At 51.6% G+C, this 25,142-nt stretch carries 22 protein-coding genes and 1 tRNA gene; 20 read left to right on the forward strand and 3 right to left on the reverse strand.

All coding sequences use genetic code 11. From position 1 onward, the window contains the following. The first annotated feature begins 48 nt into the window (after window positions 1-48). The 3 genes from HUO14_RS14020 to HUO14_RS14030 are packed head-to-tail and all read left to right on the forward strand — an operon-like array spanning window position 49 to window position 2,071. Complete coding sequence (locus HUO14_RS14020; protein WP_176280451.1) at window positions 49-456, forward strand: hypothetical protein; 408 nt, start codon at window positions 49-51, stop codon at window positions 454-456. Further along, entirely contained in the window at window positions 450-1,430 is a 981-nt protein-coding gene (ribD, locus tag HUO14_RS14025; protein WP_246255660.1) for a bifunctional diaminohydroxyphosphoribosylaminopyrimidine deaminase/5-amino-6-(5-phosphoribosylamino)uracil reductase RibD, read from the forward strand. The genes HUO14_RS14020 and ribD overlap by 7 nt, the downstream gene beginning before the upstream one ends. Window positions 1,431-1,462: 32 nt before the next feature. Next, a complete protein-coding gene (locus HUO14_RS14030; RefSeq protein ID WP_176280452.1) occupies window positions 1,463-2,071 on the forward strand; it encodes a riboflavin synthase in 609 nt (202 codons plus the stop codon). Window positions 2,072-2,115: 44 nt separating this feature from the next. Here HUO14_RS14030 and HUO14_RS14035 read toward each other — a convergent pair whose 3' ends face one another. Beyond that, window positions 2,116-2,898, reverse strand: coding sequence for a DUF1134 domain-containing protein (locus HUO14_RS14035; RefSeq protein WP_246255662.1), 783 nt, complete (start codon window positions 2,896-2,898; stop codon window positions 2,116-2,118). 219 nt (window positions 2,899-3,117) lie between these two features. Here HUO14_RS14035 and HUO14_RS14040 point away from each other — a divergent pair. The 7 genes from HUO14_RS14040 (at window position 3,118) to HUO14_RS14070 (ending at window position 10,396) form a co-directional block, all read left to right on the forward strand. Next, window positions 3,118-3,207, forward strand: a tRNA-Ser gene (locus HUO14_RS14040). Between the two features lie 887 nt (window positions 3,208-4,094). Beyond that, window positions 4,095-4,898 carry an O-antigen ligase family protein gene (locus HUO14_RS16330; RefSeq protein WP_281365416.1) on the forward strand — a complete coding sequence of 268 codons (804 nt, stop codon included), beginning with the start codon at window positions 4,095-4,097 and terminating at the stop codon, window positions 4,896-4,898. 108 nt (window positions 4,899-5,006) lie between these two features. Then, window positions 5,007-5,717, forward strand: a complete 711-nt coding sequence (locus HUO14_RS14050; RefSeq protein ID WP_176280455.1) for a polysaccharide biosynthesis/export family protein — start codon at window positions 5,007-5,009, stop codon at window positions 5,715-5,717. 35 nt (window positions 5,718-5,752) lie between these two features. Further along, on the forward strand, window positions 5,753-7,933 hold the full coding sequence (locus HUO14_RS14055; RefSeq protein ID WP_176280456.1) for a GumC family protein: 2,181 nt from the start codon (window positions 5,753-5,755) through the stop codon (window positions 7,931-7,933). 25 nt (window positions 7,934-7,958) lie between these two features. Beyond that, window positions 7,959-9,137, forward strand: coding sequence for a hypothetical protein (locus HUO14_RS14060; protein WP_176280457.1), 1,179 nt, complete (start codon window positions 7,959-7,961; stop codon window positions 9,135-9,137). Between the two features lie 12 nt (window positions 9,138-9,149). Further along, complete coding sequence (locus HUO14_RS14065; RefSeq protein WP_176280458.1) at window positions 9,150-9,737, forward strand: sugar transferase; 588 nt, start codon at window positions 9,150-9,152, stop codon at window positions 9,735-9,737. Window positions 9,738-9,739: 2 nt separating this feature from the next. Further along, on the forward strand, window positions 9,740-10,396 hold the full coding sequence (locus tag HUO14_RS14070) for a NeuD/PglB/VioB family sugar acetyltransferase (protein ID WP_176280459.1): 657 nt from the start codon (window positions 9,740-9,742) through the stop codon (window positions 10,394-10,396). Between the two features lie 10 nt (window positions 10,397-10,406). On the opposite strand, the gene HUO14_RS14075 is transcribed toward HUO14_RS14070, so the two are convergent. Beyond that, window positions 10,407-11,582: a DegT/DnrJ/EryC1/StrS family aminotransferase gene (locus HUO14_RS14075; protein ID WP_176280460.1), complete on the reverse strand. Its 1,176-nt coding sequence runs from the start codon at window positions 11,580-11,582 to the stop codon at window positions 10,407-10,409. Window positions 11,583-11,795: 213 nt separating this feature from the next. Here HUO14_RS14075 and HUO14_RS14080 point away from each other — a divergent pair, with 213 nt between their 5' ends. Genes HUO14_RS14080 through HUO14_RS14115 form a run of 8 tightly spaced genes read left to right on the forward strand, consistent with a single transcriptional unit; the run spans window position 11,796 to window position 20,416 of the window. Next, complete coding sequence (locus tag HUO14_RS14080; RefSeq protein ID WP_176280461.1) at window positions 11,796-12,326, forward strand: hypothetical protein; 531 nt, start codon at window positions 11,796-11,798, stop codon at window positions 12,324-12,326. Next, complete coding sequence (wecB, locus tag HUO14_RS14085; protein WP_176280462.1) at window positions 12,323-13,441, forward strand: non-hydrolyzing UDP-N-acetylglucosamine 2-epimerase; 1,119 nt, start codon at window positions 12,323-12,325, stop codon at window positions 13,439-13,441. The genes HUO14_RS14080 and wecB overlap by 4 nt, the downstream gene beginning before the upstream one ends. 38 nt (window positions 13,442-13,479) lie before the next feature. Further along, window positions 13,480-14,715: a UDP-N-acetyl-D-mannosamine dehydrogenase gene (gene wecC / locus HUO14_RS14090; RefSeq protein ID WP_176280463.1), complete on the forward strand. Its 1,236-nt coding sequence runs from the start codon at window positions 13,480-13,482 to the stop codon at window positions 14,713-14,715. 8 nt (window positions 14,716-14,723) lie between these two features. Beyond that, window positions 14,724-15,941: a glycosyltransferase family 4 protein gene (locus HUO14_RS14095; RefSeq protein ID WP_176280464.1), complete on the forward strand. Its 1,218-nt coding sequence runs from the start codon at window positions 14,724-14,726 to the stop codon at window positions 15,939-15,941. 49 nt (window positions 15,942-15,990) lie between these two features. After that, complete coding sequence (locus HUO14_RS14100) at window positions 15,991-16,695, forward strand: class I SAM-dependent methyltransferase (protein WP_176280465.1); 705 nt, start codon at window positions 15,991-15,993, stop codon at window positions 16,693-16,695. A 22-nt stretch (window positions 16,696-16,717) separates the two neighbouring features. Next, window positions 16,718-17,935, forward strand: coding sequence for a hypothetical protein (locus HUO14_RS14105; RefSeq protein WP_176280466.1), 1,218 nt, complete (start codon window positions 16,718-16,720; stop codon window positions 17,933-17,935). Beyond that, window positions 17,932-19,137 (forward strand): glycosyltransferase, encoded by a 1,206-nt coding sequence (locus HUO14_RS14110; RefSeq protein ID WP_176280467.1) that lies wholly within the window; start codon window positions 17,932-17,934, stop codon window positions 19,135-19,137. The genes HUO14_RS14105 and HUO14_RS14110 overlap by 4 nt, the downstream gene beginning before the upstream one ends. Beyond that, the gene (locus tag HUO14_RS14115; RefSeq protein WP_176280468.1) at window positions 19,121-20,416 is read left to right on the forward strand and encodes a hypothetical protein; all 1,296 of its coding nucleotides are present in this window, start codon (window positions 19,121-19,123) and stop codon (window positions 20,414-20,416) included. Before HUO14_RS14110 ends, HUO14_RS14115 begins: the two co-directional genes overlap by 17 nt. A gap of 134 nt (window positions 20,417-20,550) precedes the next feature. On the opposite strand, the gene HUO14_RS14120 is transcribed toward HUO14_RS14115, so the two are convergent. Then, a complete protein-coding gene (locus HUO14_RS14120; protein WP_176280469.1) occupies window positions 20,551-20,955 on the reverse strand; it encodes a hypothetical protein in 405 nt (134 codons plus the stop codon). Between the two features lie 204 nt (window positions 20,956-21,159). Between HUO14_RS14120 and HUO14_RS14125 the strand changes: the two genes are divergently transcribed. Next, a complete protein-coding gene (locus HUO14_RS14125; RefSeq protein ID WP_176280470.1) occupies window positions 21,160-23,304 on the forward strand; it encodes a bi-domain-containing oxidoreductase in 2,145 nt (714 codons plus the stop codon). After that, window positions 23,301-25,118 carry a heparinase II/III family protein gene (locus HUO14_RS14130; protein ID WP_176280471.1) on the forward strand — a complete coding sequence of 606 codons (1,818 nt, stop codon included), beginning with the start codon at window positions 23,301-23,303 and terminating at the stop codon, window positions 25,116-25,118. Before HUO14_RS14125 ends, HUO14_RS14130 begins: the two co-directional genes overlap by 4 nt. Window positions 25,119-25,142 lie beyond the last annotated feature (24 nt).

Raw genomic sequence — 25,142 nt, forward strand, 5'->3', positions numbered from 1 at the left:
GAAGGGCTGGTCATCCGGCTGTGTCCGCACTATTTGGACCGCATGGGAATGTTGAAAGATGCATCTGTAACCGGCGGTTTTGGCGATCTGATCGCCGTTTTTCGCCAGAGCGAACCCGGCGAGCGGTTGCTTCCGGCGATATTGGCGATTGGCTGCACGTCGATCATATTGTTTCTTTTCTGGCTCGATCCCAAGGTAAATACGTACACTTATGTACCGGCCGAGGTCATTTATGTCGAAAACTGGACAGCCGACCGGACCGATGAAGAGATTCTCAAGGACCGCTGGCAGATCCAGTGTCTCAAGGACGAGCTGGAAACCAAGCGGCGCGAGGCGGTGAAGTCGCTCGGCCGCATGTCCGGCATGGATGTCGACGAGATCGAGCGCGAAGCGATTGCCGCCCGTCTGGCGCGCGGCGAGGTAGAGGTGGAACGCCCCGCCGGCCTGCAATGCTGAATCCTCCCGGCGACCCGCAATATATGGCAATGGCGCTGGCTCTGTCCGAGCGCGGCCGTGGCCGCACCGGAGCCAATCCCAATGTCGGCTGTGTCATCGTCAAGCAGGGCGTGATCATCGGCCGTGGCTGGACCCAGCCCGGCGGACGGCCCCATGCCGAGGAAATGGCGCTGGCCCAGGCCGGCGCATCCGCAAAAGGCGCGGACATCTACGTGACGATGGAGCCCTGTGCCCATGAAAGTGCGCGCGGTCCGACCTGCAGCAACGCCATCATCGATGCCAGACCCAAAAGGGTGATCGTCGCGACGCTCGACGCCGACGAACGCACCAGACGCAGAGGGATCGACCGGCTGGGTGATGCCGGCATCCCGGTGTCGGTTGGCATCCGCGAACCCGAGGCCCGCCGGGCCATGGCAGGATTTCTCAGCCGGGTTGAAAAGGCACGACCCTTTGTCACGCTCAAACTGGCGCTGTCGCTGGATGGCTGCATTGCCATGGCGGATGGCAGCAGCCAGTGGATTACCGGCGACCGGGCGCGGGCGCACGCCCATCTCGAGCGGGCGCGCAGCGATGCAATTCTGGTTGGCGCCGGCACGGCCAAGGCCGATCGGCCGACGCTCGATGTCCGGACCGATGGTCTGACCGATCGTTCGCCACAGCCGGTGATTCTCGGCAGTGATCCGGAGATGCCGGCTCACTGGCTGCAAATTTCCGAGCCCGCCGCGATCGCCGATCTCGCCGATATCAACTGGCTGCTCGTCGAAGGCGGCGCCCAGACCGCGGCTTCTTTCCTGCAGGCAGGCATGGTTGACCGGCTTCTGCTCTATCGCGCCCCGATCATCATCGGCGGCGGCCTGTCCGGAATTGGCGATATCGGCCTGGAAAAACTCGCTGCCGCGCACGGCCAGTGGCGACGCACCGACTTGCGCCCACTGGGGCAGGATGTGCTTGAGATATACGAGCGCGCCGCCTAGGTTCCGGACAATAATAGCAATTAGGATCGCCCATGTTCACAGGCATAGTTTCAGATATCGGGACCATCGAATCGCTCGACCAGCGCGGTGATCTCCGCGTCAAGATCTCGTGCCGCTACGACATGGACAGCGTCGACATGGGGGCTTCGATAGCCTGTTCGGGCATATGTCTGACCGTGGTCGAGAAGGGCCCCGGCTGGTTTGCGGTCGATGTGTCCGGAGAGACGGTTTCCTGCATCGCGCCGGGGCAGTTTTCCGAAGGGCGGCGGCTCAATCTCGAGCGCGCGCTCAAGGTTGGCGACGAGCTTGGCGGCCATATCGTGACAGGTCATGTCGACGGCGTCGGGCAAGTCGTCTCGGCCGATCCGGTGGGTGATTCCCAGGAGGTCGTCATCCGGGTGTCGAAAGACCTGGCGCCCTATATTGCCGCCAAGGGATCGATCACCGTTGACGGCGTGTCGCTCACCGTCAACGCGATCAGCGACGATGCGGAGGGCGCGCTGTTCACGCTCAACATCATTCCCCATACCGCGCAGGTGACCACGCTCGGGGAGCTGGCGCCGGGCCGTCCGGTCAATCTGGAGATTGATGTACTGGCGCGCTATCTGGCGCGGATGGAAAAGGTCCGGTCTTCAGGCTGAGCCGCCGGGGGCGGAAGCGACCGACGGGACGGTCTGTCAGCGGTCTAGAAGGGCAGCCATTTCTGTTTCTTGCTGAACTTCATATAGCCGACATTTGCGCCGAGCCGCAGGCCCGCTCCGAGCCGTACCGGGATCAGAACCTTGTCGCCGCTGCGCAAATAGCTGACGTGGAAGCCGCCGATGAAATAGGCCGCGCCTTCGCCGGCCGGGAAGCGCTGGTATAGCTCTTCGCTGTCATAGAGATTATAGACCAGAACAAAGGTATTGGCCGCATTGCCGCCAAAATCAAAACCGATCGACGGGCCTGTCCAGTAGACCGGACGCTCGCCCTCGACCTTGTGGTAGAGCTTGCCCGAACCGTAGCGCAGCCCGACGACGAACGCGCCGCTGGCCTCGCGACCGGCAATATAGGCATTGGGCCGGCCCTGTTTCTTGAGAATATCCTCGATGACCTCGGCGAGGCCCTTGGCGCCTTTGCCGAACACGCCTTCAGCGGCTCCGATCAGGTCATCGTCCTGGTAGGTGTTGCTGTCGTCGACCGGGGTTGTGGTAGAGCCATAGGCCTGGCCACCGGCCTGGGCGGAACCGGAGGGCGCAACAATGTCGGCATCGATATCGCCATCGTACGGCGCATCATCGACCGTCCGGGCGGTGGAATCGCTGGATTGGAAATTGCCATCATAGTCCGGAGCAGCCAGATCAGCGTCAATCACGTCATTGGGGTCGACGGTTTCAACCTGGGCGTAAGCGGGCGTCGCGACGGGTGCGATGGCCAGGGCCAGAACCGCAAATAGACCCAAAGATTTTTTCACACATATCGGTAACATGGGTAAACTCCTTCCCATTACCAGCCAGCAACGGCTCTCGGCTGTTGGACATGACCACGCAATGAACGCACGACGAAATGAGTCGATTCTGCGGCAGTGCGAGTCCCTGCGCCGGAACCGCGCGATTGGTGTTTTTGCAGACTCATGCCACGGGGTCCATTTTTCCCGTTGCAGCGAGCGCTTTGCAACGTTATAGCGCCACCTCTAGCCAAGCTGCGTGGACACGTGGGTGAGCGGCTGAAACCACCTCCTTGCTAAGGAGACAAGCCTTTACGGGCTTCGAGGGTTCGAATCCCTCCGTGTCCTCCATTTTTTTTGTTGATTCAGAAAGGGTCTGTGCATCCTATTTGAGTAAGGGCTTCGCGGTATCGTCCATATTTCGCATTTTTCAGACTCTTCTGGCCCGATTGTGCAGCAGCGCCCCGATATATGCCAAGATTATGCGCTAAAATATAAGGCTTCGTTTTTACGGATAGCTATCACCGGCCTGTTGGATTAAAGGCCAATCGCACCGAAGCTTACATTGTAAACAGATAGCAAAAATTGAAAATATGAAGTCTGCCAATAGAAAACTGGATAAAATCGCTAACAAATTTGCGTCACCTGTGACGCGTTTCTATGTGTTTGTTGCTTTTCTGGTGATTGTGTTTTTTACGGGCGGTGGTTCGCGCGATGATATTCAATCGTTGCTTCTTTTGCGGCCCGTTGCGGTACTTTTTTGTGCCTATGCGCTGACCGTCAAGGCCCCGGAGCAATGGAAGGGGCGGATGTTTCCGCTATATATATTAGGTGCATTGCTGGCGCTAATGGTCCTTCAGCTGATACCATTGCCTCCTTCTGTCTGGACCGCATTGCCGGAACGGCAGATATTTGCGAACATTGCTGATATCGCAGCGATTGAGCAGCCATGGCGGCCCTTGACCTTGTCGCCGTCGAAAACGCTGAACAGCCTGTTCGCGCTCGCAGTCCCGATTGCCGCGATGATGCTTTATCTCAATCTTGATCGTGAATATCGCAGGCGGGCCGTGCCGGTACTCATTATCCTTTGCTCGATCAGTGCGCTGTGGGCGATTTTTCAAGCCATTGGCCCTGCGCGCGGGCCACTATATTTATACCGGATAACCAACTTCGGATCGGGAGTTGGCCTTTTCGCCAATCGCAATCATCAGGCCGTGATGCTCGCGTCCACGATTGTCATGCTGGGCTGGTATGCCGGTTCGTTGAAGCCACATGTCAGGCAAGCCGTCCTGAAATTTTACGCTTCGGTGGCGACTATTCTGGTGTTTGTCCCGCTGATTTTCATTACCGGATCCCGGGCGGGGCTGCTACTGATGATGCCCGCGCTGGTTCTGGCTCTGTGTTTGATATATTTTGGCGGATATTATCCGGGAAAGACCGCCAGAAAACGGCGTCCCAGCTCCTCAAAATTCAGCTTGCCGTCCGGTCGCCGGCTCATGTTGGTGATCGGCATCATCACAATTTCGGGAATGGCGATCGCGTCCGTCCTGCTTTCCCGCTCATTGGCATTTGACCGGCTGTTCAGCGGCGGCGATGTCGAAGAACTGCGCTGGCAGCTTTTGCCGACGTTGGTCACTATGCTGAAAGACTATATGCCATGGGGGAGCGGATTCGGATCGTTCGAGCATGTTTATAAAATATACGAGACGCCGGAACTGCTGCGGCCCAGCTATTTGAATCAGGCGCATAATGACTGGCTTCAATTTTTCATTGAGGGCGGCGTTCCGGCACTGCTAATCGCGATCTGCGCTATTGTGTGGTTTTGTGTGCGTTTGGGGACAGTGGCAAAAACCTGGCGCAGTTCAAATCCGGTCAAATATGGCGTGCTGATGTGCCTTGCAGCCATCTTGTTTTTGCTGGCCGCCAGCATCGGCGACTATCCATTACGTGTCCCAATCATCATGGCTATATTTGCGGTTCTGGTCTGCGTTTTCAACGATGGCATAAATTCTGTTCAGCGACGTGACAGCAATCAACCTTAGATGAATTGGGAAATTCATCTCCAGGCCGGCATTATCAAGCCATGAACGGTTTACGTGCGAAACCGCTTCGTCTAACGGAGGTCAACAAGTAGTGGAATATATTGTACGATGATCAAACGTTTCTCATTTTTGCTGCTGCCTTTTTTACTGTCATCTTGTGCAGGCCCAACAATCCTCGGAGAAAGTCCGAATGTCACCGTCGTGTCCAGCGAGGGCCTGCCGGAACCGACGCGCGTTGATCTGCTTAGTTCCAATCGACCTTATTTAATTGGTCCCTTCGACAAGCTCAAAATTGATGTCTTCGGTATAGAGGATTTGAGCAAGGAAGTGCAGATTGACGCCAGTGGCCGATTGTCCTTTCCCCTGATCGGCGTGGTCGAGGCCTCTGGCCTGACGCCAGGGGAGCTTGCCGATGAAATCGAGAATCGCCTTCAAGGGCGCTATGTTCGCAATCCCGAGGTCACGGTCAATCTGGAAGAGACTGTCAGCCAGGTAATCACGGTTGACGGGCAGGTTGACAAGCCGGGACTCTATCCGGTCATTGGCCGTATGACCCTGATGCGCGCGGTGGCAACCGCAGGCGGTGCCGGAGAGTTTGCAAAATTGAATGATGTGGTAATTTTCCGGACCGTCAATGGCGAGCAACTTGCGGGCTTGTACAATCTGAAAGCCATAAGGCGAGGAAATTACAGCGATCCGGAAGTGTTCGCCAATGATGTTATCGTTGTAGGCGACTCTCAGGCACGCCGGCTGTTCCGCGACCTGATCCAGGCATCACCGCTTATCACGACACCCCTGATTATCTTGTTCAGACAATGATACTTGCTGCAAGATTGTGAAAATTGATGGATAGTATGACTGAAAAAAACGAGCCCTTGCCAACCGGCTATGACGCCTATGATGATGAGGCGCATGAAACACCGATATTGCTGCAATATTGGCAGGCAGTTTTGCGTCACAAGATTACAATCGCCGCCATATTGGCAACCTGCATAGCGCTTGGCGTCATTATAACGCTATTGATGACGCCTTACTTCACCTCGACGTCCCGGATCGAAATCAGCCGCGAACAGGACAAGGTGACCAATGTTGAAGGTGTCACCGGTTCGGATGGAGCAGGCCAGAACCTGGAATTTTATCAGACGCAATATTCTTTGCTCGAATCCCGTTCGCTGGCCGAGCGGGTTGTTCGGTCTAGAAATCTGGCAACGAGGGACGAGTTTTTCGATACTTTTGGCGTTGATCCGGACGATTCCGGCATTTTGTCCGCTACCCCGAAAACGCAGACGGCCGCCCAGAGAAATGCGCGCCTGAAACTGGCGACTGATCTCCTACAGGAACATGTCAGTGTCTCCCCTATCCGGGGTTCCAGTCTGGTCGACGTGAATTTCGAAAGCCCTAATCGCAATTTGTCCGCTGAAATTGCCAATGCGTGGATTGAGCAATTTATTGCGTCCAATCTTGACCGCCGCTTCAATTCGACGGCGGATGCGCGGAAATTTCTGGAAGAGCAGCTGGCCGAACTCAAGCAGCGGCTGGAAGATTCCGAACGGAGCCTGTCGGGCTATGCCGACAACAAGGAAATCATAACCCTTTCTTCCGAGCAAACCCCCGATGGAAAAACTGTGTCCCAAAAGACGTTGGCGTCCGCCAATCTGGAAGCGTTGAATGCCGAGCTCGCTCAGGCCACAGCAGATCGCATTATCGCGGAGAGTCAGGCCCGCCAGCGAGCAGGCAATGAAAACGCCTTAGGCAATGCTGCCTTGAACAGCCTGCGCGAAGAACGTGCAAAAGCGCAGGCCGAATATGCCAAGCTCATGGTCCAGTTTGAACCAGAATATCCATCTGCAAAGGCTATAGAATCTCAGATTTCCGCATTGAGCCAGAGCATTGCAGCAGAAGAAGCGCGTTCGCGGAGGGGTACATCGGCTCGTTATGGTGAAGCCCTTGCAAGAGAACAGAAATTACAGAGGCAGGTCAATCGGCTGAAGGGCCAATTCAGCGGCGAACGGCGCGATTCTATTCAATATAATATCTTCCAGCGCGAAGTGGATACGAACCGCCAGCTTTATGACGGTCTGCTGCAGCGCTACAAGGAAATTGGCGTGGCCGGCGTTGGAACCAACAATATTTCCATAGTTGATCGCGCGCGGCCTGCCGAACGCCCGTCAAGTCCGAAGCTGCTGATTAATATAGCGCTGGCGATACTTGCCGGTCTCGGTCTGGCTGCGGCCTATGTGTTCGTGATGGAGCAGATTGATCAATCGGTAAAGGATCCTGCCGATCTAAAAACCAAACTTGGTATTGCCCCACTGGGTTCGATCCCGGATTTCGAGAAAGAGGATATACTGACGAGCCTTGCCGACAAGAAATCTGTGGCTTGGGAAGCCTATCTTTCTATCCGGACCAGCCTCTCTTTCCTGACGGACCATGGCGTGCCTCGGTCTTTTCTGCTCACCAGTACGCGTCCCAATGAAGGAAAGAGCACGTCGGCCTTCGCCCTGGCGGCGGTTTTGGCGAGTACCGGAAAGCGTATCCTGCTGATCGATGGCGACATGCGCAATCCTTCGCTGCATCAGATGCTCGGCATAAAAAATAGTGCGGGCTTGAGCAATAACCTGTCAGGCACCGATGATCTCGCGCAGCTTGTCCACCCGAAAACCGCATTTGGCTTTGACGCAATGACTGCCGGCCCAATACCGCCAAATGCTGCAGAGCTTTTGAGTAGCACACGGATGCGTGATCTGGTCACGAAGCTGGGCGCAACCTACGACACTGTCATCATTGACGCGCCGCCGGTTCTGGGGTTGGCCGACATTCCGTTACTTGCAAACTCGGTAGAGGGTGTCATCTATACGATTGAGGCAGGCGGCGTCAAAATGCGGGGCATTCAGTCGGCCATCCAGCGTGTTCGCAGTTCCCGGGCTCATATCTTTGGGGGGATTGTTACCAAAGTGCAGCCGCAGCATTCGGGTTATGGCTATGGCTATGCCTATCAGTATAGCTATGGGAACAAAGCCGCGGCAGAGGCTTGACGATCATCTGAGGAACCAGGCTGCTATGTTGAAAAACAGCATCATATCGATTGTCGGGCTGGCGATTGCTCTGGTTGCAGGGCTAACCGCAATGGGTGCGGTTGCGAAGGACAAGGTTGCCGAATTTGCAGTTTCCCTGCAACCTGCAAACGGCTTTGCCTTCGAGAGGCTTGCAGCCAATTCTCTGAAAGCTTCCGTCGCGGCAAATGACGGCCAGTTTCCGAACAGCGTTGATTCGGCTACGGAAGATTTAGCGAAGCAGGCCTTCCTGTCAGAGCCGGTCACTCCCGAAGCGATCGCAGTGTTGGCGCTTGGCGGTACCGAAGGGAAGAAGCGCGAGCTCATGCACCAAGCCTTCGCGCTCTCGCGTCGGCAACAACTGGTCATTGGCTGGATGATTGTCGACGCCGGGACGCGGGAAGATATTTCCGCGGTCCTGAGTCATTATGACACGATGCTGCGTACCAGTTCTTCTGCCGCTTCGGTTGTCATCCCGACGATGGCCGGGGCGCTCGCGAACAGCAATTTCGTGGAACCGTTTGCGCGGCTCCTGTCGAAAAACCCGCCATGGGCCAGTCGATTTTGGGGAGTCGTTGTTGCGAGGCCGGAGGCCATTGAAAATGCCGCGAAATTGCGGGAAAGGCTTTATGCAGATGATGAAGCAAGAGAAAGTTACAGAGACGCGAGTTTGATTAGCGAACTTGTTAACAATAAGCGATTTGAGACCGCGGAAAATCTATATCAGTTACTGGCGGGACAAAGAATGGAAGCTTCGCTTCTAAAAAACGGTTCGTTTGAGCTTGAACCTCAATACCCGCCACTTGATTGGCAGTTGTTATCCAATGGCGAATATGGTGCCGCTGTTGCAGGTGGCAATCTGCGACTAAGTGCGATTTCCGGTTCTGGCGGCCTTTTTGCAAGACAGCTCGTTAAGCTCCCGTCAGCAATCCTGAAAATTACAGTAAAATCCGATACCAGCATTCCCAAAGGCGCGAATATCTCCATCAACATGAAATGTGCAGAAATTCTGAATAATGCCCCGCGGCCGATAAGGATTGCTTTGACAGGTGAATTGACGAGCCAGCACATTAGTAACCAGCAGTCCGGCTGCAATTTTTACTGGCTCGAAGTCGTGGGGCGCTCTGCGGAGGGTGGCGATGGGTTTGATGTTGATCTAGATTCCGTTTCTCTGCGATTGAAATAGCTTGGCCAGATCATGAAACGCCTCATCGATATTATTGGAGCATCGGCAACCTTGCTGATATTGTCACCTGTAATTTTTTTAATTGCGATGCTCAACCGCGCCTATCTCGGCAGACCGGTATTTTTTGTTCAGAAGCGCCCCGGGCTTGGTGGAAAGCCGTTCGATTTACTGAAATTCCGAACGATGAAAAATTCCCTGGATTCAAAAGGCCAGCCGCTTCCCGATTCTGAGCGTTTGACACGCTATGGCAAGCTTCTTCGTAGCACCAGCCTTGACGAGTTACCCGGCCTCTGGAATGTCGTCAAAGGAGAAATGTCACTTGTTGGCCCCCGTCCGTTATTGATGGAATATCTTCCTCTTTACACCAGCGAACAGGCACGCCGTCACGATGTTCGTCCTGGAATTACAGGCTGGGCACAGGTGAATGGCCGCAATGCCTTGCGCTGGGAAGAAAAATTTGCGGCTGATTTATGGTATGTGGATAATAAGTCTTTTCTGCTGGATTCCAAAATTATTGTGATGACAATCATAAAGGTTCTCAAGAAGGATGGTGTTAATGCTGACGGAGAAGCTACTATGTCCAAATTCACGGGGAGTTAAAAGTGGACGAAAAAGCAATCTATGGGGTTTATGGTAAAAGTGGCTTCGGACGAGAGGTCATGCCTATCGTAGTGGATCGTTTGGCAAAAGGATCGAATTCTGCAACAATATTTCTAGATGACGCAAAGTCTGAAGAATATCTCAATGAGCATAAAGTTATGACATTTGAGGAATTTGAGGAGTACCCTTCTTTAAATAAACAAGTAGTCATTGCCATTGCAGATGGAAAAGTGCGCGAACGTTTGGCTAATAAATGCGAGCATGCCAGTATCAAATGCATATCTATTACCGCATCCACGCATCTACGGATGGATAATTGTGTGGTGGGAGAAGGCGCAGTTTTCTGTGATTACACCACCCTAACGAGCGACATCGTTATCGGCTCCCATTTTCATTGTAATATCTATAGCTATGTCGCCCACGATTGCGTGATAGGTGATTATGTGACTTTTGCACCCAGTGTCAAATGCAATGGCAATGTTACAATTGGAGATTTCGCTTATATTGGAACGGGTGCTATTCTAAAGCAGGGGACGCCAGATAAGCCTCTAGTCATCGGCGCTGGCGCAATCGTTGGTATGGGCGCGGTTGTCACAAAGGACGTAGCACCAGGCGCAGTTGTGGTTGGCAATCCAGCGCGTCCATTGGTGAAACTGTAATCGCGAAAAACTACCGTGCAGCCTTTTCAAACGATTGGCCAACGGCGTTGCAATAGCCCTGAAGTTGCTCTTCTGTAATCGAAGGATGCGTCAGAAACATAATACTCGTTTCGCCAAGTTCGCGAGCGACGGGCAGGCGCTTTTCGGGTCTCCAGCCCGTTCCGTCGAAGGCTTTTTCCAGGTAGACTTCGCTACAGCTGCCCTGAAATGCCGGATAGCCTTGCGCAACTATATCTTCGATGATCTGATCTCTCGTCCATCCGGATTTAAGCCCTTCCTGTCTAATGTAACCGTATTGACGGTAATAGGCATGAGTGAAGCCGGGACCTGAGTCAGGCACACGGACGGCGTCGGGAAAGGCTTGCAAAGCGACTTGCAAAGCGCGTGCGTTGCGCGTGCGAAGAGCCGTCCACTTCTCCATGCGCTTAAGCTGAATACGGCCGATTGCGGCCTGCATCTCCAACATACGCCAGTTTGTTCCGAAGCTTTCGTGTACCCAGCGAAATCCAGGTGGATGTTCGCGATTATATACCGCGTCCCAGCTTTTCCCGTGATCTTTATAGGACCACATCCGGCCCCACAATTCTTCATCGTTGGTCGTAACCATTCCGCCTTCGCCGCCGGTGGTCATGATTTTATCCTGACAGAAAGACCAAGCGCCTATATCACCTATTGATCCGACAGCACGTTCGTCAATGTTGGCACCATGAGCCTGAGCACAATCTTCTATTACATAAAGATTGTGTTCGCGCGCGAGCTGCATGATGCCATCCATATCACATGGCCAGCCGGCTAGATGGACTGGAATGATCGCTTTGGTCTTATTCGAAATGACCTCGTTGATCGTATGCGGACTGATATTCCCGCTATCCGGTTCAACATCAGCAAAAATGGGATGCGCTCCGATTGTAACCACCGATGAAATTGAAGCAATGAAAGTGCGTGGCGTTACGATCACTTCGTCACCAGGCCCAACGCCCAGAGCCTGAAGGGCCAAATCCAGCGCAACGGTGCCATTGGTTAATGCAACGGCATGTTTTACACCGGTCCAGTTCGCGTATTCCTGTTCAAATTTGCGGCCGATATCTCCAGTCCAGTAATTGACCTTGTTCGACGCAATAATAGCCGATACGGCCTGTTCTTCTTCTGATGAAAAACAGGGCCATGATGCAATTTTTGAAACCATTGTGAAAGTTGGCACCTCAATTTATTTGGTTGTCAGTAGCAAGCAAGCGTGAAGCGGTTTAAGAACTCCGGCAAACACAAAATGATTTCCCGATTTCCACGTTCAAGTCTCTACTTAATTAGGAAACTTCTAAAGCGTTGATTTGTTGCAGTCGTATGCTATCGGGCGAGCTCTAATGCAACAGCTATTACCTGCGGGCACTATACTGGATTAATGATGGCGCTCATTGGGCAATTGAAACGCGAGAAAACGCTGCAACTGAATGAAAATACCGGTGCGGGCGCTTTCTCGACATTCGACAGCGGCCTGAGTTTTTTTTCGCCAATTCGCGGGCCCGCTATTCAGCACAACGTGGAAAAAGTGCTGTATTACGGCGGAGACCACAATCAAGACGGACAAAAATTTAGCCACGAAATACCGGTGTATTTGCTGCGCGATTTACGTTGGCTGATGCGTTCGAGCTGCGGGCGACGGCCACCCAACCGATTTTGCGTTGCCGACCTTCGCCATGTTCCGCCTTACCGTAAATCGGTTGACACGTTGCCCACCTATCACAAAGTCAATTCCCGTGACGATTGTCGCCGACTTTGCAACCAAGGTGAGTTGAAGACCACGGCGATCGGCGAACGAGTTTTTTTGGGAAGAATATGGTGGCATAAGCTATTTTCGTTCCTTCACGAATTTCTGCCAATGCTGCTTGGTGTTGCTTCAAGGCTTCTTCTGCACAAAAAGGGTAATTCATGAAAATCATGAGCATATTTGGTACTCGCCCGGAGGCCATCAAAATGGCGCCTGTCGTGAAAGCACTAGAGGCTGATGGTCGTTTTGAAACCTTCGTTTGTGTGACGGGGCAACATGCAGAAATGCTTGATCAGGTAAATGCGCTATTTGGGATAATACCCGATTTCGATCTGAAAATCATGAAAGCCGGTCAGGGGCTAACGCATATCACCACCGCCGTTCTGGATGGTATGGAAGCAGTATTGGCGAAAGTTAAGCCCGATTACGTACTGGTCCACGGCGATACCACCACGTCAACTGCAGCCGCGCTAGCATCATTTTATGCGGGTATTAAAGTTGGCCACGTCGAAGCGGGTCTACGGACCCATAATTTATTATCGCCATGGCCCGAGGAGGCTAATCGGCAGATAACTGGGCGCCTCGCTAGCCTTCATTTTGCACCGACGCCTTTGTCACGCGACAATCTGCTTAAGGAAAATGCGAATGCGTCAAACATATATGTGACCGGAAATACGGTGATTGATGCGCTCTTAATGGTAAAGGAGCGACTGGATCAAGATGTCAGTCTTGACGCTGAGCTGGCACGGCAATTTCCATTTCTTGATAGGTCAAAACGATTGATACTGGTCACTGGGCACCGCCGTGAAAACCATGATGGCGGCATTGAACGGGTGTGTGAAGCATTGGCGACGATCAGCCAGCGCGATGATGTCCAGATCGTCTATCCAGTACATTTGAACCCAAAAGTTAAGCGGGCTGCGGACAAAGTGCTGGCGGGCGTGGATAATGTGTTTCTGATCGATCCGCTGCCCTACCTTCCCTTCGTGTGGATGCTTAACATCTCATATATTGTTGTAACTGACTCCGGCGGACTGCAGGAAGAAGCCCCGAGCTTTGGCAAGCCGGTTTTAGTCACTCGCGATACAACCGAACGGCCAGAGGCTGTTGACGCAGGCACCGTCAAGCTGGTCGGTACGGACACTGCTGGATTGATTGCAAATGTGACCAAGTTGCTCGACGACGACAAGCTCTACAAGCAAATGTCGATGGCGCATAACCCCTACGGAGACGGAAAGGCGGCAAAACGCATCGTCAAAATTCTTGCGGAAAACATCTAATAGGAACGTGAACAATTAATGATTATCAAAGGCAATATATGAATCAGATTTCCATTCTTGGTCTCGGTTATGTCGGTCTTCCCAGTGCGGCGGTTTTTGCCGACGCTGGCATGAAGGTAGTCGGCGTTGATATTAATGCAAAATCCGTCGAAACCATCAACAGCGGTCGCGCCCATATCGTTGAGCCGGGCCTCGACGAATTGCTGACCAAAGTAGTTGGAAATGGCAGCTTACGAGCCACTACTGCTGCAGAACCGAGCGATGTTTTCATCATTGCCGTGCCGACGCCCTTCAAAGAAGGCAATGTGCCAGATCTCGAATATGTCAAATCTGCCGCTACAATGATTGCTCCCTTGATTGAGCAGGGCAATCTGGTCATTTTGGAATCGACCTCCCCGGTCGGCGCAACCGAACAACTGGCTGGCTGGATTCGAGATGCTCGGCCGGACCTCAAAGTTCCCGAACTTGATAGTGAGGAAGGCGACATTTTCGTCGCCTATTGTCCGGAACGGATATTGCCGGGGAAGGTCATTCAGGAGGTGGTCGAAAACGACCGCGTCATTGGCGGGATCACTGCGGAGAGCAGCAGAAGGGCAGTGGCGTTTTACAAGAATGCGATCAAGGGCACATGTCACATTACCAATGCCCGAACCGCTGAATTATGTAAACTTTCCGAGAATTCCTTTCGCGACGTCAACATTGCGTTTGCCAATGAATTATCAATGATTTCCGCCAAGCTCGGCGTCGATGTGTACGAACTAATCACACTCACCAATCACCACCCCCGGGTTAATATATTGCAGCCCGGCACAGGCGTAGGCGGACATTGCATTGCTGTAGACCCCTGGTTCATTGTCGATAGTGCACCGGATGAAGCGCGCATAATCCGGATGGCGCGCGAAGTTAACGATAGCAAACCTGGCTGGGTTATCGAGCAGGTCAGGAAACTGGCCGAGAGCAAGGTTCAACCTGTAATTGCATGCATGGGGCTTGCCTATAAACCGGATGTTGATGATTTGCGCGAGAGCCCATCCATCGAGGCGGTCAAACTGCTTGTGGATAAGGCTGTCGGCAAGGTAGTTGTTTGCGAACCGTTCGTTGACGCGCTGCCAGGGCCACTTAACAATTTGGGGGTCGATTTGCTGAGTGTTGAACAAGTGTGCGACGAGGCAGACATCATAGTATTTCTGACCGCACATTCCCAGTTTCGGAACATTCCGGCGCATCAGTTGAAAAACAAGACGATATTTGATGCATGCGGATTAACAAAGTAACGACGCGCATGAAGATTCTCTATTTTCACCAGCATTTCTCAACCCCGGACGGAGCAGCTGGCACGCGATCCTATGAGATGGCGAGTCGACTGGTTTCCAATGGCCACCAGGTATTGATGGTCTGCGGATCCTATGGCAACGGCATTACTGGTCTGACAGGACCGTTCCGAGGCGGCAAGCGGCGGGGATGGGTTGAGGGAATAGAAGTTATCGAATTTAATCTAGCTTATTCTAACAGAGATGGCGTCTTAAGGCGCGCTTGGACCTTCGTCAAATTCGCGATTCGAAGCATGCGGTTGGCGATTTCAGAGAAATCCGATATCGTCTTCGCAACGACAACGCCGCTGACCGCGGCGCTGCCTGGAATAGCTGCCAAATGGATCAGAAGGCGTCCGTTCGTTTTTGAAGTTCGAGACCTTTGGCCCGAACTTCCGAAGGCGATGGGTGTGATTACCAATAAACCAGTACTTTGGGCCCTGGGCATGCTAGAATGGTTGGCGTACAAATCAGCCGATCGGATTATCGGCTTGAGCCCGGGAATTGCAGACGGAACGGCACGGTTCGGGAAGGCCCCCCGAGCGATCGCCATGATTCCCAATGGTTGCGATGTCAGGTTGTTTCAAGACCCTGTTGAGCCTTGGCGTCCGGCAGAAATTTCTGGCGACGACTTTCTGGCGGTCTTCACCGGAACCCACGGTATTGCCAATGGTCTTGATGCCATCATCGATGCAGCGACAATTCTAAAGAAGCGCGGTGCGACGGGTATCAAGGCGCTGCTGATTGGAGATGGCAAGGAAAAACGCCAATTGATTGAACGTGTTAGAGTGGAACGGCTGGAAGAGTATATTGTTTTCCACAACCCCGTGCCGAAGACTCAACTTACGGGACTTCTGGCTTCAGCTGATCTAGGCCTGCAGATACTTGCCAATGTTCCCGCTTTTTACTACGGCACATCGCCAAATAAATTTTTCGACTATCTGGCAGCCGGATTACCGATATTGACAAATTATCCGGGCTGGATTGCGGACATGGTGGAGGATAACCAATGCGGTATGGCAATTCCTGCTGCAAATCCAGAATTGTTTGCGACCGCTCTGATCAATATGGCAAACAAAAGCGAGATTGATCGAGCAGCAATGGGAGAGCGGGCCAAGAAACTTGCCCATGTTCAATTCAACCGTGATCATCTTTTTGTTAAATTTAGTAACCATCTGCTAGGTTCCTAAATATCTTCCTTCAACGACCGAAAGTTTTGGAATAATGACTTCTCCACTCATGAATCGATTTATTCATTTTGCTGCCCGGACTGTCAGAAAATCGCCCGCTTTGACGACGCTAAGTTCCTTCGTGAATGGCCAAAGATTGAATGTCGCGTTTTCCAGTTCGGATCAATATTGGCGCGAACGGTATGAAAAAGGCGGTAACAGCGGCGAAGGTTCCTATGGAGCATTGTCGAAATACAAGGCTGAATTCATCAATTCATTCGTCGCCGAAAAGAATATCAGTTCCATCATCGAATTCGGTTGTGGCGATGGCAATCAAGCGAGCCTTTTCACTTTTGCCAAATATACCGGCATTGATATTAGCGAGAAATGTGTTGAATCCTGCAAAGCTTTGCTAGGCAAGCGTGGATATGAATTTATTGTGCTCGAAGACTATCTCGCGGACGAAGTGGAAGAGGCTTTTGATCTCGCGCTATCACTTGATGTGGTTTATCATCTTGTAGAAGACGAAATATATAATGCTTACATCAGTAAGCTGTTCAAATCATCATCGCGCTATGTCTTAGTATATGCCAGTAATTTTAATAGCTTTGATCCTAACCTTCCGCATGTCCGTCATCGAGAGTTCAGCAGAGATGTAGAGCTAGCGTTTCCGGATTGGACGTTGGTCGAAACTGAAAAAAACCCATATGAAAAGCCGCATGATAGTAAAGTTTACGGTTCTTTTGCCAAATTTCATTTGTTTGAAAAACGGTAAATAACTCCTTGGCTCATACATCATGCTGATCAGGCAAACATTACCTTTCGTTACACGAGCTGCTGCCGCCGTATTTGCGCTTTTCAGTATTAAGCTTACCTATGATTTCTTGTCCGCCCAAGATTTCGCGTTGCTGAATTACATCCTGTTTATATTGGCGATGAGCACGGCCTTGTCATCTCCGATAAACCGCCTGTTCTGGGCCGAGAACTCCCGCGATAACTTTGTCGTGGCAGTTTATTCGACGTGCACTGTTTTTGCCTTTTTGACGATACTCCTTCTCACCGCTTATGGATTTGCAAATACTCTGGAACGATCGACGTTCCTTCTCGTCGGCTGTTTTTCGATTGCTTATGGCATGTACAAGGTCGCCGAGCGATATATCTATGGTCAGATCATGTTCGACCGGAGCCTGAACGCCGCACTTGCGATTCCAGCTCTTTTTGCGCTGCTCGAATTGTTGTTCGTCACATTTCAATATTGGACGGGCCTGCCCTCACTGTCCGCCCGGTTGCTCGGGCCGGCCTTGTTAGCGGTCGGAGTTGCGTTTGCTATTCCGGCTTTTCGTCCGTATTCTATGTCTCTGGTCCGAAGTTTGCGTCATTATAAAAATAGTATCTCCGTTATGATTAAGCAAATATTCTCACCCAAGGGCGGGAAGATGCTGATCTTGACGATAGCGACTACATTGGCGGTCATGATTGACCGGCTAATTCTCGGCTATTATCCGATCAAGAATCCTGCAGCTTCGGCAGATTATTTGCTCGCGCTGTCTTATGCCATAGCCATCCAGACTTTTCTTAATGTGCTGATCGACTTGGGGCGCAAGCGCATCTATCAGAATATGGCTTGGGTCGGAGGCGCAAAATCCTTTGCCCAGCGGGTTTTCCTGCTTGCAGTCCCACTCGCCTTGTCTCTGATCCTCATTTTTCCAGCATTGCATTATCTTGTCTTAATCCCGGCATCAGTGAACATCTATGTGTGGGTTGTCTTGATCTTGCGCGCAATCACTAGTTTTATCATAAATTTTGCGTTTACCGACAGTATCCAGTCGGGCAGAATATCCGACACTTTCATGCCCATTTTGATTCTGGTGACAATAAGCCTTGCCTTTTTGTTTATGCTGATAACGGGAATTGAAGATCGCACGGCTGCAATCGTTTGCGGAGTCCCATTAATTGCGCTGTCGCTCGTCGTGGTCGCAGGTTTTCATCGCCGCGTGCCGGCGGATCTGACATGATGGTCACGGATCACCAAGAGCGCAAGATTTGGGTATTCGGAACAGTACCCCAGCCGGTAGGCGGTGTGGCCATTTTTTTGCAGCGCTTGATTGAGTCAAAACGGGTGCCGTTAGCTGGATTGATTGACCCTTATTTCGGAACACAGAAATCTGAGCTTCCAATATCGCACTGGCGTCCTAAGAAAAAAGGGATTCTGCATCGCATATTGACGCTGGTAAAGCTATTTCGCTTGCGTGACGAGCTATTGTTCATCAATGGCTCGCGTCCCGAAAGTATATTGGCGCTTTTTCCGTTTCTACTATTTCGCAACGCGAAAAAATCACTGTTGCTCCACCATGGCGATCTTTGGGGATCGATCGAAAGTTCCCGTATAAAATCCGCGCTCGTGAAATACGTACTGGGCGGCTATAATTCGATTTACTGCCTCAGCGAAAAACAACGCCGCTTCTATATCTCCAACGATGTTGAAGAGTCACGCCTGACGCTCGTAGACAGTTATATCGGTATTCCCGAAACGAAATTGAGGCCTGAAAATATAGAGGGTGTCGAAAAAATGGATGCCGAGCGACTTTCAAAGCAGGCACGCGAGGCGATTGCCTGGGTATCACAGACCAGGTCCAAAGTGATTATCGGATCGGGATATGCCCAGCCATTTTATAATCATGAATGGGTGCTGGACTTCCTGCAACAAGAGAACCATGCCGATTTTCACAATGCGCGCTATATTCTTTGCTGTTATGGCCCCGAGACCGATCATTTGCAGCAATTGAGGGAGAGGTGTTCGGTGGTGCCAAATGCAAGATTGTTTTTCGGCTTATCATCACTGGAATTCAATGCGGTGCTGTCCCTTTCCGACATTTATGTTCGACCGACGTCTGTCGACAGTTTTGGTATCGCCATCCACGATGCGCGTGCATTAGGGCTACAGGTAGTCGCATCCAATGCCTGTGAGCGACCGAACGATATCTGGGTACATGAAAGCGGCAATTATGATCAGTTTCGCAAGCTTTTGAAAAAATGTCTCGCATCGCCGAATAGGGTAGGGCCTGGTGCAGGCCGCGGAGCTGGCGATATTGCCGGACGCATCACAATCGTTGACGCCCTTCAGCAATTTGCTCAGGCGCAATTACCTCTAAATCTGCAGAGAGCGTCGAAAGAACTGCCTTCGCCTATAGGAGGCTCTCGTGATACTCGCCTATAGTCTGATAACCATCAACGTCTTACTGTGTCTGATATTGTTCTTGAGAAAGAGGCAAGCCAACTCTCCATTCCAAGTGTTTTTCCTGTTATTGATGCTTATAGCAATATTACCAGGCTACGGCCACGTTAACATCGGAATAATACAGTTTCACCCGTTTTCCGCCCCTGTGCTGATTGATGGGGAGATCATTAGCAAAGCCCACTTTATCATTCTTGGCTTTCTTGTAGCGTTTCTGTTTTTTGACCTGATATGGCCCAGTCGGCCCCTAAAATTGGTTGTTGCAGAAAAATATCAGTCCAGCCTTGGTTTCTACTCGACTTTTCCAGCAATGATTGTCGGAATAGCACTGTTTACCCTATATCGACAGGGCGGAGATGCAATTTATACGGCCAGTTTTGAGGACCTTCGCGAGGGGCCGATCGGCACTGTCTATTTGACGCTATTTTATCTTCAAATTGTTATAGTTGGCCTTCCAGCTTATTTGATATTGGTCAGGAAAAAGATCTTGCTCGGACTTGGACTTTTTCTGTTATTTGCGTATCTTCAAATAGCCTTTGGAGGCAGCCGGCAAATTCTTTTCATTGCCCTATTCATGATTATCTTCCTAAAATATCAAAATTATCGATTGCTTTCAAGCGTTGCCATTGTGTTCGCTTTTTACCTGACATTTGAAATGCTGGATATTGTCTTGCAAGTTGCAAAGTTGTTCAGAAACCAGCCCGATATGTATGCAAGAATAGCCCTTATTCCCGATCTCCTGAGTGGATCAATCAACTTGTCTGGGACGAGCTCAGAGGAAATCATCGTATTCCCGATGTATGTATTGTTGACACGCGATTTGCCCGCACATTTCGGTGAATTTCAGTATTTTTTCCGAACTCTTCTTTTTTGGATGCCGTCCTTTTTAGATTTCTTTTCCGTGAAACCAGAAGATTTTGAGTATGATATTTTTGCTTTTGTCATGGGAGGACGTAATGGCACCATGCATGGAACCTTTTTTGGAAATTCCTATGCTGATGCTGAGCAATTTTTCATCGTCTGGATTGCCATGTTCACGCTGTTTTTCAAATTTATGGAAAATATGATGCGCAGATTTAGCGGGGTGGAATATGTGATGTTGTGGTCGGCCTGCGTATATTTTTCCGTGATGACCGCCCGAGGTTCACTTTATGCACCTTTTTTAATAGCGATCCTTGTCTTGGTTTCAGCGTTTGTGTCCAGATTTTTAAAAAGAGTTTCATTCTTTCGGAGTACCGATCGTACCGCACCACTCGGATAGCTATAGAAGGTGAACAGGAGGAAATACTTCCACTCCAAATGAAATCAATTCTGGGTCAAATTAAAACTTTTGTGTCGTACCTTTGTTCCAAACCCTCCAGCTTAAGGCTGGTAGAGGGTTTGAGCCGTTATTGTTTACTCAGAACCATCCTTCAGAAAATGACCCGCTCGCAGGCGACTCCATTTTCTTAATGAAAGCGCATATGCCATGTTCACGCGGCAGCTACCTGGCTTTTCATCATCGCTTTCACCTAGGAACCAAAAGACTGCTTCAAAGTGCTGCATAGAGAGGTACGCATACGGGTGCGTGAGATCATCCGGTAGGTTTGCAGCGAGCCGGGCGTTACCATCATCCATGGCGAACTGTCGCCTGGCTATATCCATATATTCGTCGTGATACCGCCCCACATTGTGGTCAGCGACTTTGTGCGCCCTCTCATCGTCCAAGATATTGGAGGAGTTCTGGCATAACCGAAAATGCTGCAGGGGCCAGCGATTCAGGGCGCGAAACTGTTTCTCAACCACCAGCGGGAATACCACAGACGAAGTGATCCTGAAATATCTAGATAGGCATAACATTCCGCACGAACTTGGCTTCAACCACAAGCCATGAATCTGCCGGCGTCAGCCGGTTAGTTGTTCAGTATATTGCTTTGCAGTGTACTATTTAGGCCGTAAAAATATCGGGAAACCTTGGAGGAATCGACTGGACGCAGGGGAATCGGCAATCTACAGAGCGCACCCATGAAGCAAATTATTCAGGATATGTCGTCCGGCGCAACCAGCCTTATCGATTCACCCCGACCCGCTCCTAGCCCAAGCAGCCTTGTAATTGATACCGAATGTTCGCTGATCTCGGTCGGAACCGAGAGGATGCTCGTTGACTTCGGCAAGGCGTCATTGATCAGTAAAGCGCGTCAACAACCGGACAAGGTTGCACAAGTGCTGAATAAAGTCCGTACCGACGGTCTGACAACAACGGTTGAGGCCGTACGTTCAAAACTGTCGCAACCGATCCCCCTTGGCTATTCCAATGTCGGAATTGTTGCCGACGCTGGGTCCGACACGCGCGGTTTTTCGGTCGGTGATCGTGTGCTGTCCAACGGACCACATGCCGAAACCGTGCGTGTGCCGCAAAATCTGTGTGCCCTAATCCCCGATAACGTTCCGGATGAGCATGCCGCCTTTACCGTCGTTGGAAGCATTGGACTACAGGGCGTCCGGCTGGCGCAGCCAACGATCGGCGAGTCTGTTGTCGTCATGGGGGCAGGCCTAATCGGGCTCATGACAATTCAAATATTGCTGGCCAACGGGTGCCGGGTGCTGGCAATTGATTTTGATGGTACAAAGCTTGCTCTGGCAGAAAGCTGGGGTGCTGAAATATGCAATTTGTCCGATGCAGCTGATCCGGTTAGCGCTGGAATGGCATTTAGCGCCGGACGCGGCGTTGATGCTGTCCTTATCACGGCATCGACCAAGTCAGACGATCCTGTGCGCCACGCCGCACAAATGTCTCGCAAGCGCGGTCGGATCGTACTGGTCGGAGTGACAGGCCTGAATTTGTCGCGCGATGATTTTTATCAAAAGGAGTTGAGCTTTCAGGTTTCCTGTTCCTATGGGCCCGGGCGATACGATCATAGCTATGAAGAAGACGGCCAGGATTATCCGCTAGGGTTTGTCCGCTGGACGGAGCAACGCAATTTCGAAGCCATCTTGGACTTGATGTCTTCGGGGAAAATTGACGTCTCTGCAATGATAAGCAAAACTTTGCCGTTCGAGGAAGCGCCTGTCGCGTTTCAAGGCCTTGCTAATGACAAAGGTCTGCTTGGTGTCCTCCTCAAATATGAAAGTGCGCCTGAGACACGGTTAGCGCGCACTGTTAAGATTGGTACCGTACGCGTCGGCGCGAGCATCAATAAGCCGCGTATCGCTGTGATTGGAGCCGGTAATTATGCATCGCGAATTCTCGTACCTGCTCTCGCAAAAATCGGAGCAAATATCGGGCCCATAGTGACATCGGGCGGACTCAGTGGCGCCATAACAGCCAAACGTTTCGGGGTTGAGAAGGCAGGAACGGATATTGATCAAATCTTGAGCGATTCCGAAATAATTGCCGCTGTGGTTGCAACTCAGCACAACACACACGCCTCAATTACAGCGCGGCTGCTCAATGCCGGGAAGAGTGTATTTGTCGAAAAACCGCTGGCGATTGACCGGGCACAACTCGAGTTAGTCCGTTCGGCATACGAGAAACAGGTTGCGGTGGGGAGCGCGGTGCGCCTGATGGTTGGCTATAACAGACGTTATTCACCCTATACCATCAAAATGAAATCATTACTTGATAAGGTGAATGGCCCTAAATCTTTCATAATGACCATGAACGCCGGCGCAATCCCCGCGGATGTCTGGATACAGGATCGAGACATCGGAGGCGGAAGGATCATAGGAGAGGCTTGCCATCTTATTGACTTGATGCGCTTTCTTGCAGGCAATGAAATTGTCGAGATCAAAAGCCAGAAAATGGGAGAAAGCAAGTTCGAGTTAATAACCGAAGACAAGGCAATTATTCTGCTCCGATTTGCGGATGGATCGCACGGTTCTATTCATTATCTCGCCAATGGCGCCCCAAGTTTTCCGAAAGAGCGGATAGAGGTTTTTGCGAACGGCGGGATCCTCCAGATTGACAATTTCAAAAACTTGCGCGGCTTTGGCTGGCCCGGCTTTCGCAAAAAAGGCGGCCTGAAACAGGATAAAGGGCAAGAAGCTTGCATCAACCAATTCTATCAGGCGATTTGCAATGGTATGTCCAGCCCCATTCCGCCTGAAGAAATATTCGAGGTAGCGGAGGCGACCATCAAAGCTGCCGAGATACTTCGGGAGCAGCGATGAATCTAGCCACCAAAGCCCGAGCCTATATACGCCTCGGCTGGCGGAGTTTACTGGATGTCGGGCTTTATCGGGCGGGCTTGAAAACCGGCCTGCACCCTGTGCTCAAAATCGTACCGGTAGTTTTGGTTAAGGGCGATTTTTTTATTGCTTCCAACAGATCTGGCCCGCTGCCCGCGCCCACTCCCGTGTGGCAGGACCAGCCATGGGCGTTTGGGAAGGCGTGCGGTGCGCCGAGTGATGATCCACCCGACTGGCATGCCAATATCCTGACTGGCTCACGAGTAAAGGATGTAAAGAAGCGCTGGGACAAAGTTAGTGTATTTTCCGCGGATATCGGTGATATCAAGGCCGTTTGGGAACCATCCCGCTTTGACTGGGTGATAGCTTTCGCGCAAAATGCAGCTCTCGGCAAGTCGGGAGCGATGGACAAGCTAAATCGTTGGCTGACTGATTGGACTGAACATAATCCCGCCTACAATGGGCCCAACTGGATTTGCGGGCAGGAAGCAAGTATCCGCACCGCTCATCTGGTTCTCGCAGCGATCTTGCTTGGGAATGAGGATACATTGTCTGCACCGCTTGAATCTTTGCTGCTGCAGCATCTGCGGCGCATCGCGCCTACCATTGCATATGCCCGTGGTCAGGACAATAATCACGCGACCTCGGAAGCTATGGCGCTATACGCGGGAGGCCTCTGGATATCGCGCTGTTGCGCCGACAACGATCGAAGAGCGGAAGCGTTAAAATATATGCAAGCAGGACAAGCCCTTGCTGAAAACCGGGTCAGAGCTTTGATACTTAACGATGGTGGTTTTGCGCAATATTCTCATGTTTACCATCGGCTCATGCTCGACAGCCTTTCCGTAATGGAGCTAGTTCGGCGCGCATTTGGCGCGCCTGACTTCAGCGCGGAATTCGTCCGCAAAGCTGCTAGTGCAAGCGAATGGCTGCGTTTCTTTACGGAGCCCGTAAACGGGGAAGTTCCGAATATGGGATCCAACGACGGGGCGTGGCTCTTGCCTATTGGCCCTGGCCGGTCGCGTGATTTTCGACCGAGCTGTGCGCTAGCTTCGACGCTTTTCGAAGGTAAGACCGCATTTTCTGAAACGGCTAGTGCGAGCGCCTTGCTGCAATGGCTAAGCATCCGGTCCGGAACGCCGATAGGAGTGGAAGTCGCGCCACCGGTCCGCTTATTTGCCGAAAGTGCCATTGCTGCGATCAGCAGCGGTGATTGGCGCATTTACATGCGACTTCCAGGCACAAAATTTCGCCCTCATCAAGCTGATGCGCTGCACCTCGATGTCTGGCGCGGTGGTTCAAATCTGTTGTGTGACGCTGGCACCTACAGCTACGCCGAAACCGGTTGGGAGTATTTTTCATCTACTGCCGCACACAATACAATCGAATTTGACGGTCGTGATCAAATGCCCCGAGTTGGACGCTTTCTTTATGGTGAATGGCTACGGCGCGAGGAAGTGCATATTGATGGCCAGGCTGATCAGCCTTCGATTGTATCTAGTTACACGGACTTCCAAGGCGTCAGGCATATTCGCAAAGTGGCGGTTGTAGGTGACAGCATTACAATTACGGATACGGTGAAAGGGCGATTTAGAACGGCCAAAATACGATGGAGAAAAAACCATTCTTCCGTTCGAATATCCACTGCCTCGGACGCCGTGGACTATGTTAAAGAAAGTGGCCCATCGTCACTATACTATATGTCAAAAAAATATATTTTGATTCTTGTCGGAACACTCTCGCGCAATGGTACTATCGTGACGAAGGTGACGGTCGACATTGGCAAATCCGCGTGACGTCTGTTCGACAAAATTTGCATG

Source organism: Parasphingorhabdus flavimaris (assembly GCF_013371215.1).
GTDB lineage: Bacteria > Pseudomonadota > Alphaproteobacteria > Sphingomonadales > Sphingomonadaceae > Parasphingorhabdus > Parasphingorhabdus flavimaris.

Excerpts from the sequence above, each read along its gene's own strand:
- HUO14_RS14060 (WP_176280457.1), top strand. The coding sequence starts at position 7,959 with ATGTTGAAAAACAGCATCATATCGATTGTCGGGCTGGCGATTGCTCTG.
- HUO14_RS14065 (WP_176280458.1), top strand. The coding sequence starts at position 9,150 with ATGAAACGCCTCATCGATATTATTGGAGCATCGGCAACCTTGCTGATA.
- HUO14_RS14095 (WP_176280464.1), top strand. The coding sequence starts at position 14,724 with ATGAAGATTCTCTATTTTCACCAGCATTTCTCAACCCCGGACGGAGCA.
- HUO14_RS14075 (WP_176280460.1), bottom strand. The coding sequence starts at position 11,582 with ATGGTTTCAAAAATTGCATCATGGCCCTGTTTTTCATCAGAAGAAGAA.
- HUO14_RS14125 (WP_176280470.1), top strand. The coding sequence starts at position 21,160 with ATGAAGCAAATTATTCAGGATATGTCGTCCGGCGCAACCAGCCTTATC.
- HUO14_RS14100 (WP_176280465.1), top strand. The coding sequence starts at position 15,991 with ATGAATCGATTTATTCATTTTGCTGCCCGGACTGTCAGAAAATCGCCC.
- wecB (WP_176280462.1), top strand. The coding sequence starts at position 12,323 with ATGAAAATCATGAGCATATTTGGTACTCGCCCGGAGGCCATCAAAATG.
- HUO14_RS14035 (WP_246255662.1), bottom strand. The coding sequence starts at position 2,898 with ATGTTACCGATATGTGTGAAAAAATCTTTGGGTCTATTTGCGGTTCTG.
- HUO14_RS14020 (WP_176280451.1), top strand. The coding sequence starts at position 49 with ATGTTGAAAGATGCATCTGTAACCGGCGGTTTTGGCGATCTGATCGCC.
- HUO14_RS16330 (WP_281365416.1), top strand. The coding sequence starts at position 4,095 with ATGCTGGGCTGGTATGCCGGTTCGTTGAAGCCACATGTCAGGCAAGCC.
- HUO14_RS14110 (WP_176280467.1), top strand. The coding sequence starts at position 17,932 with ATGATGGTCACGGATCACCAAGAGCGCAAGATTTGGGTATTCGGAACA.
- HUO14_RS14055 (WP_176280456.1), top strand. The coding sequence starts at position 5,753 with ATGACTGAAAAAAACGAGCCCTTGCCAACCGGCTATGACGCCTATGAT.
- HUO14_RS14080 (WP_176280461.1), top strand. The coding sequence starts at position 11,796 with ATGATGGCGCTCATTGGGCAATTGAAACGCGAGAAAACGCTGCAACTG.
- ribD (WP_246255660.1), top strand. The coding sequence starts at position 450 with ATGCTGAATCCTCCCGGCGACCCGCAATATATGGCAATGGCGCTGGCT.
- HUO14_RS14050 (WP_176280455.1), top strand. The coding sequence starts at position 5,007 with ATGATCAAACGTTTCTCATTTTTGCTGCTGCCTTTTTTACTGTCATCT.
- HUO14_RS14105 (WP_176280466.1), top strand. The coding sequence starts at position 16,718 with ATGCTGATCAGGCAAACATTACCTTTCGTTACACGAGCTGCTGCCGCC.
- wecC (WP_176280463.1), top strand. The coding sequence starts at position 13,480 with ATGAATCAGATTTCCATTCTTGGTCTCGGTTATGTCGGTCTTCCCAGT.
- HUO14_RS14030 (WP_176280452.1), top strand. The coding sequence starts at position 1,463 with ATGTTCACAGGCATAGTTTCAGATATCGGGACCATCGAATCGCTCGAC.
- HUO14_RS14130 (WP_176280471.1), top strand. The coding sequence starts at position 23,301 with ATGAATCTAGCCACCAAAGCCCGAGCCTATATACGCCTCGGCTGGCGG.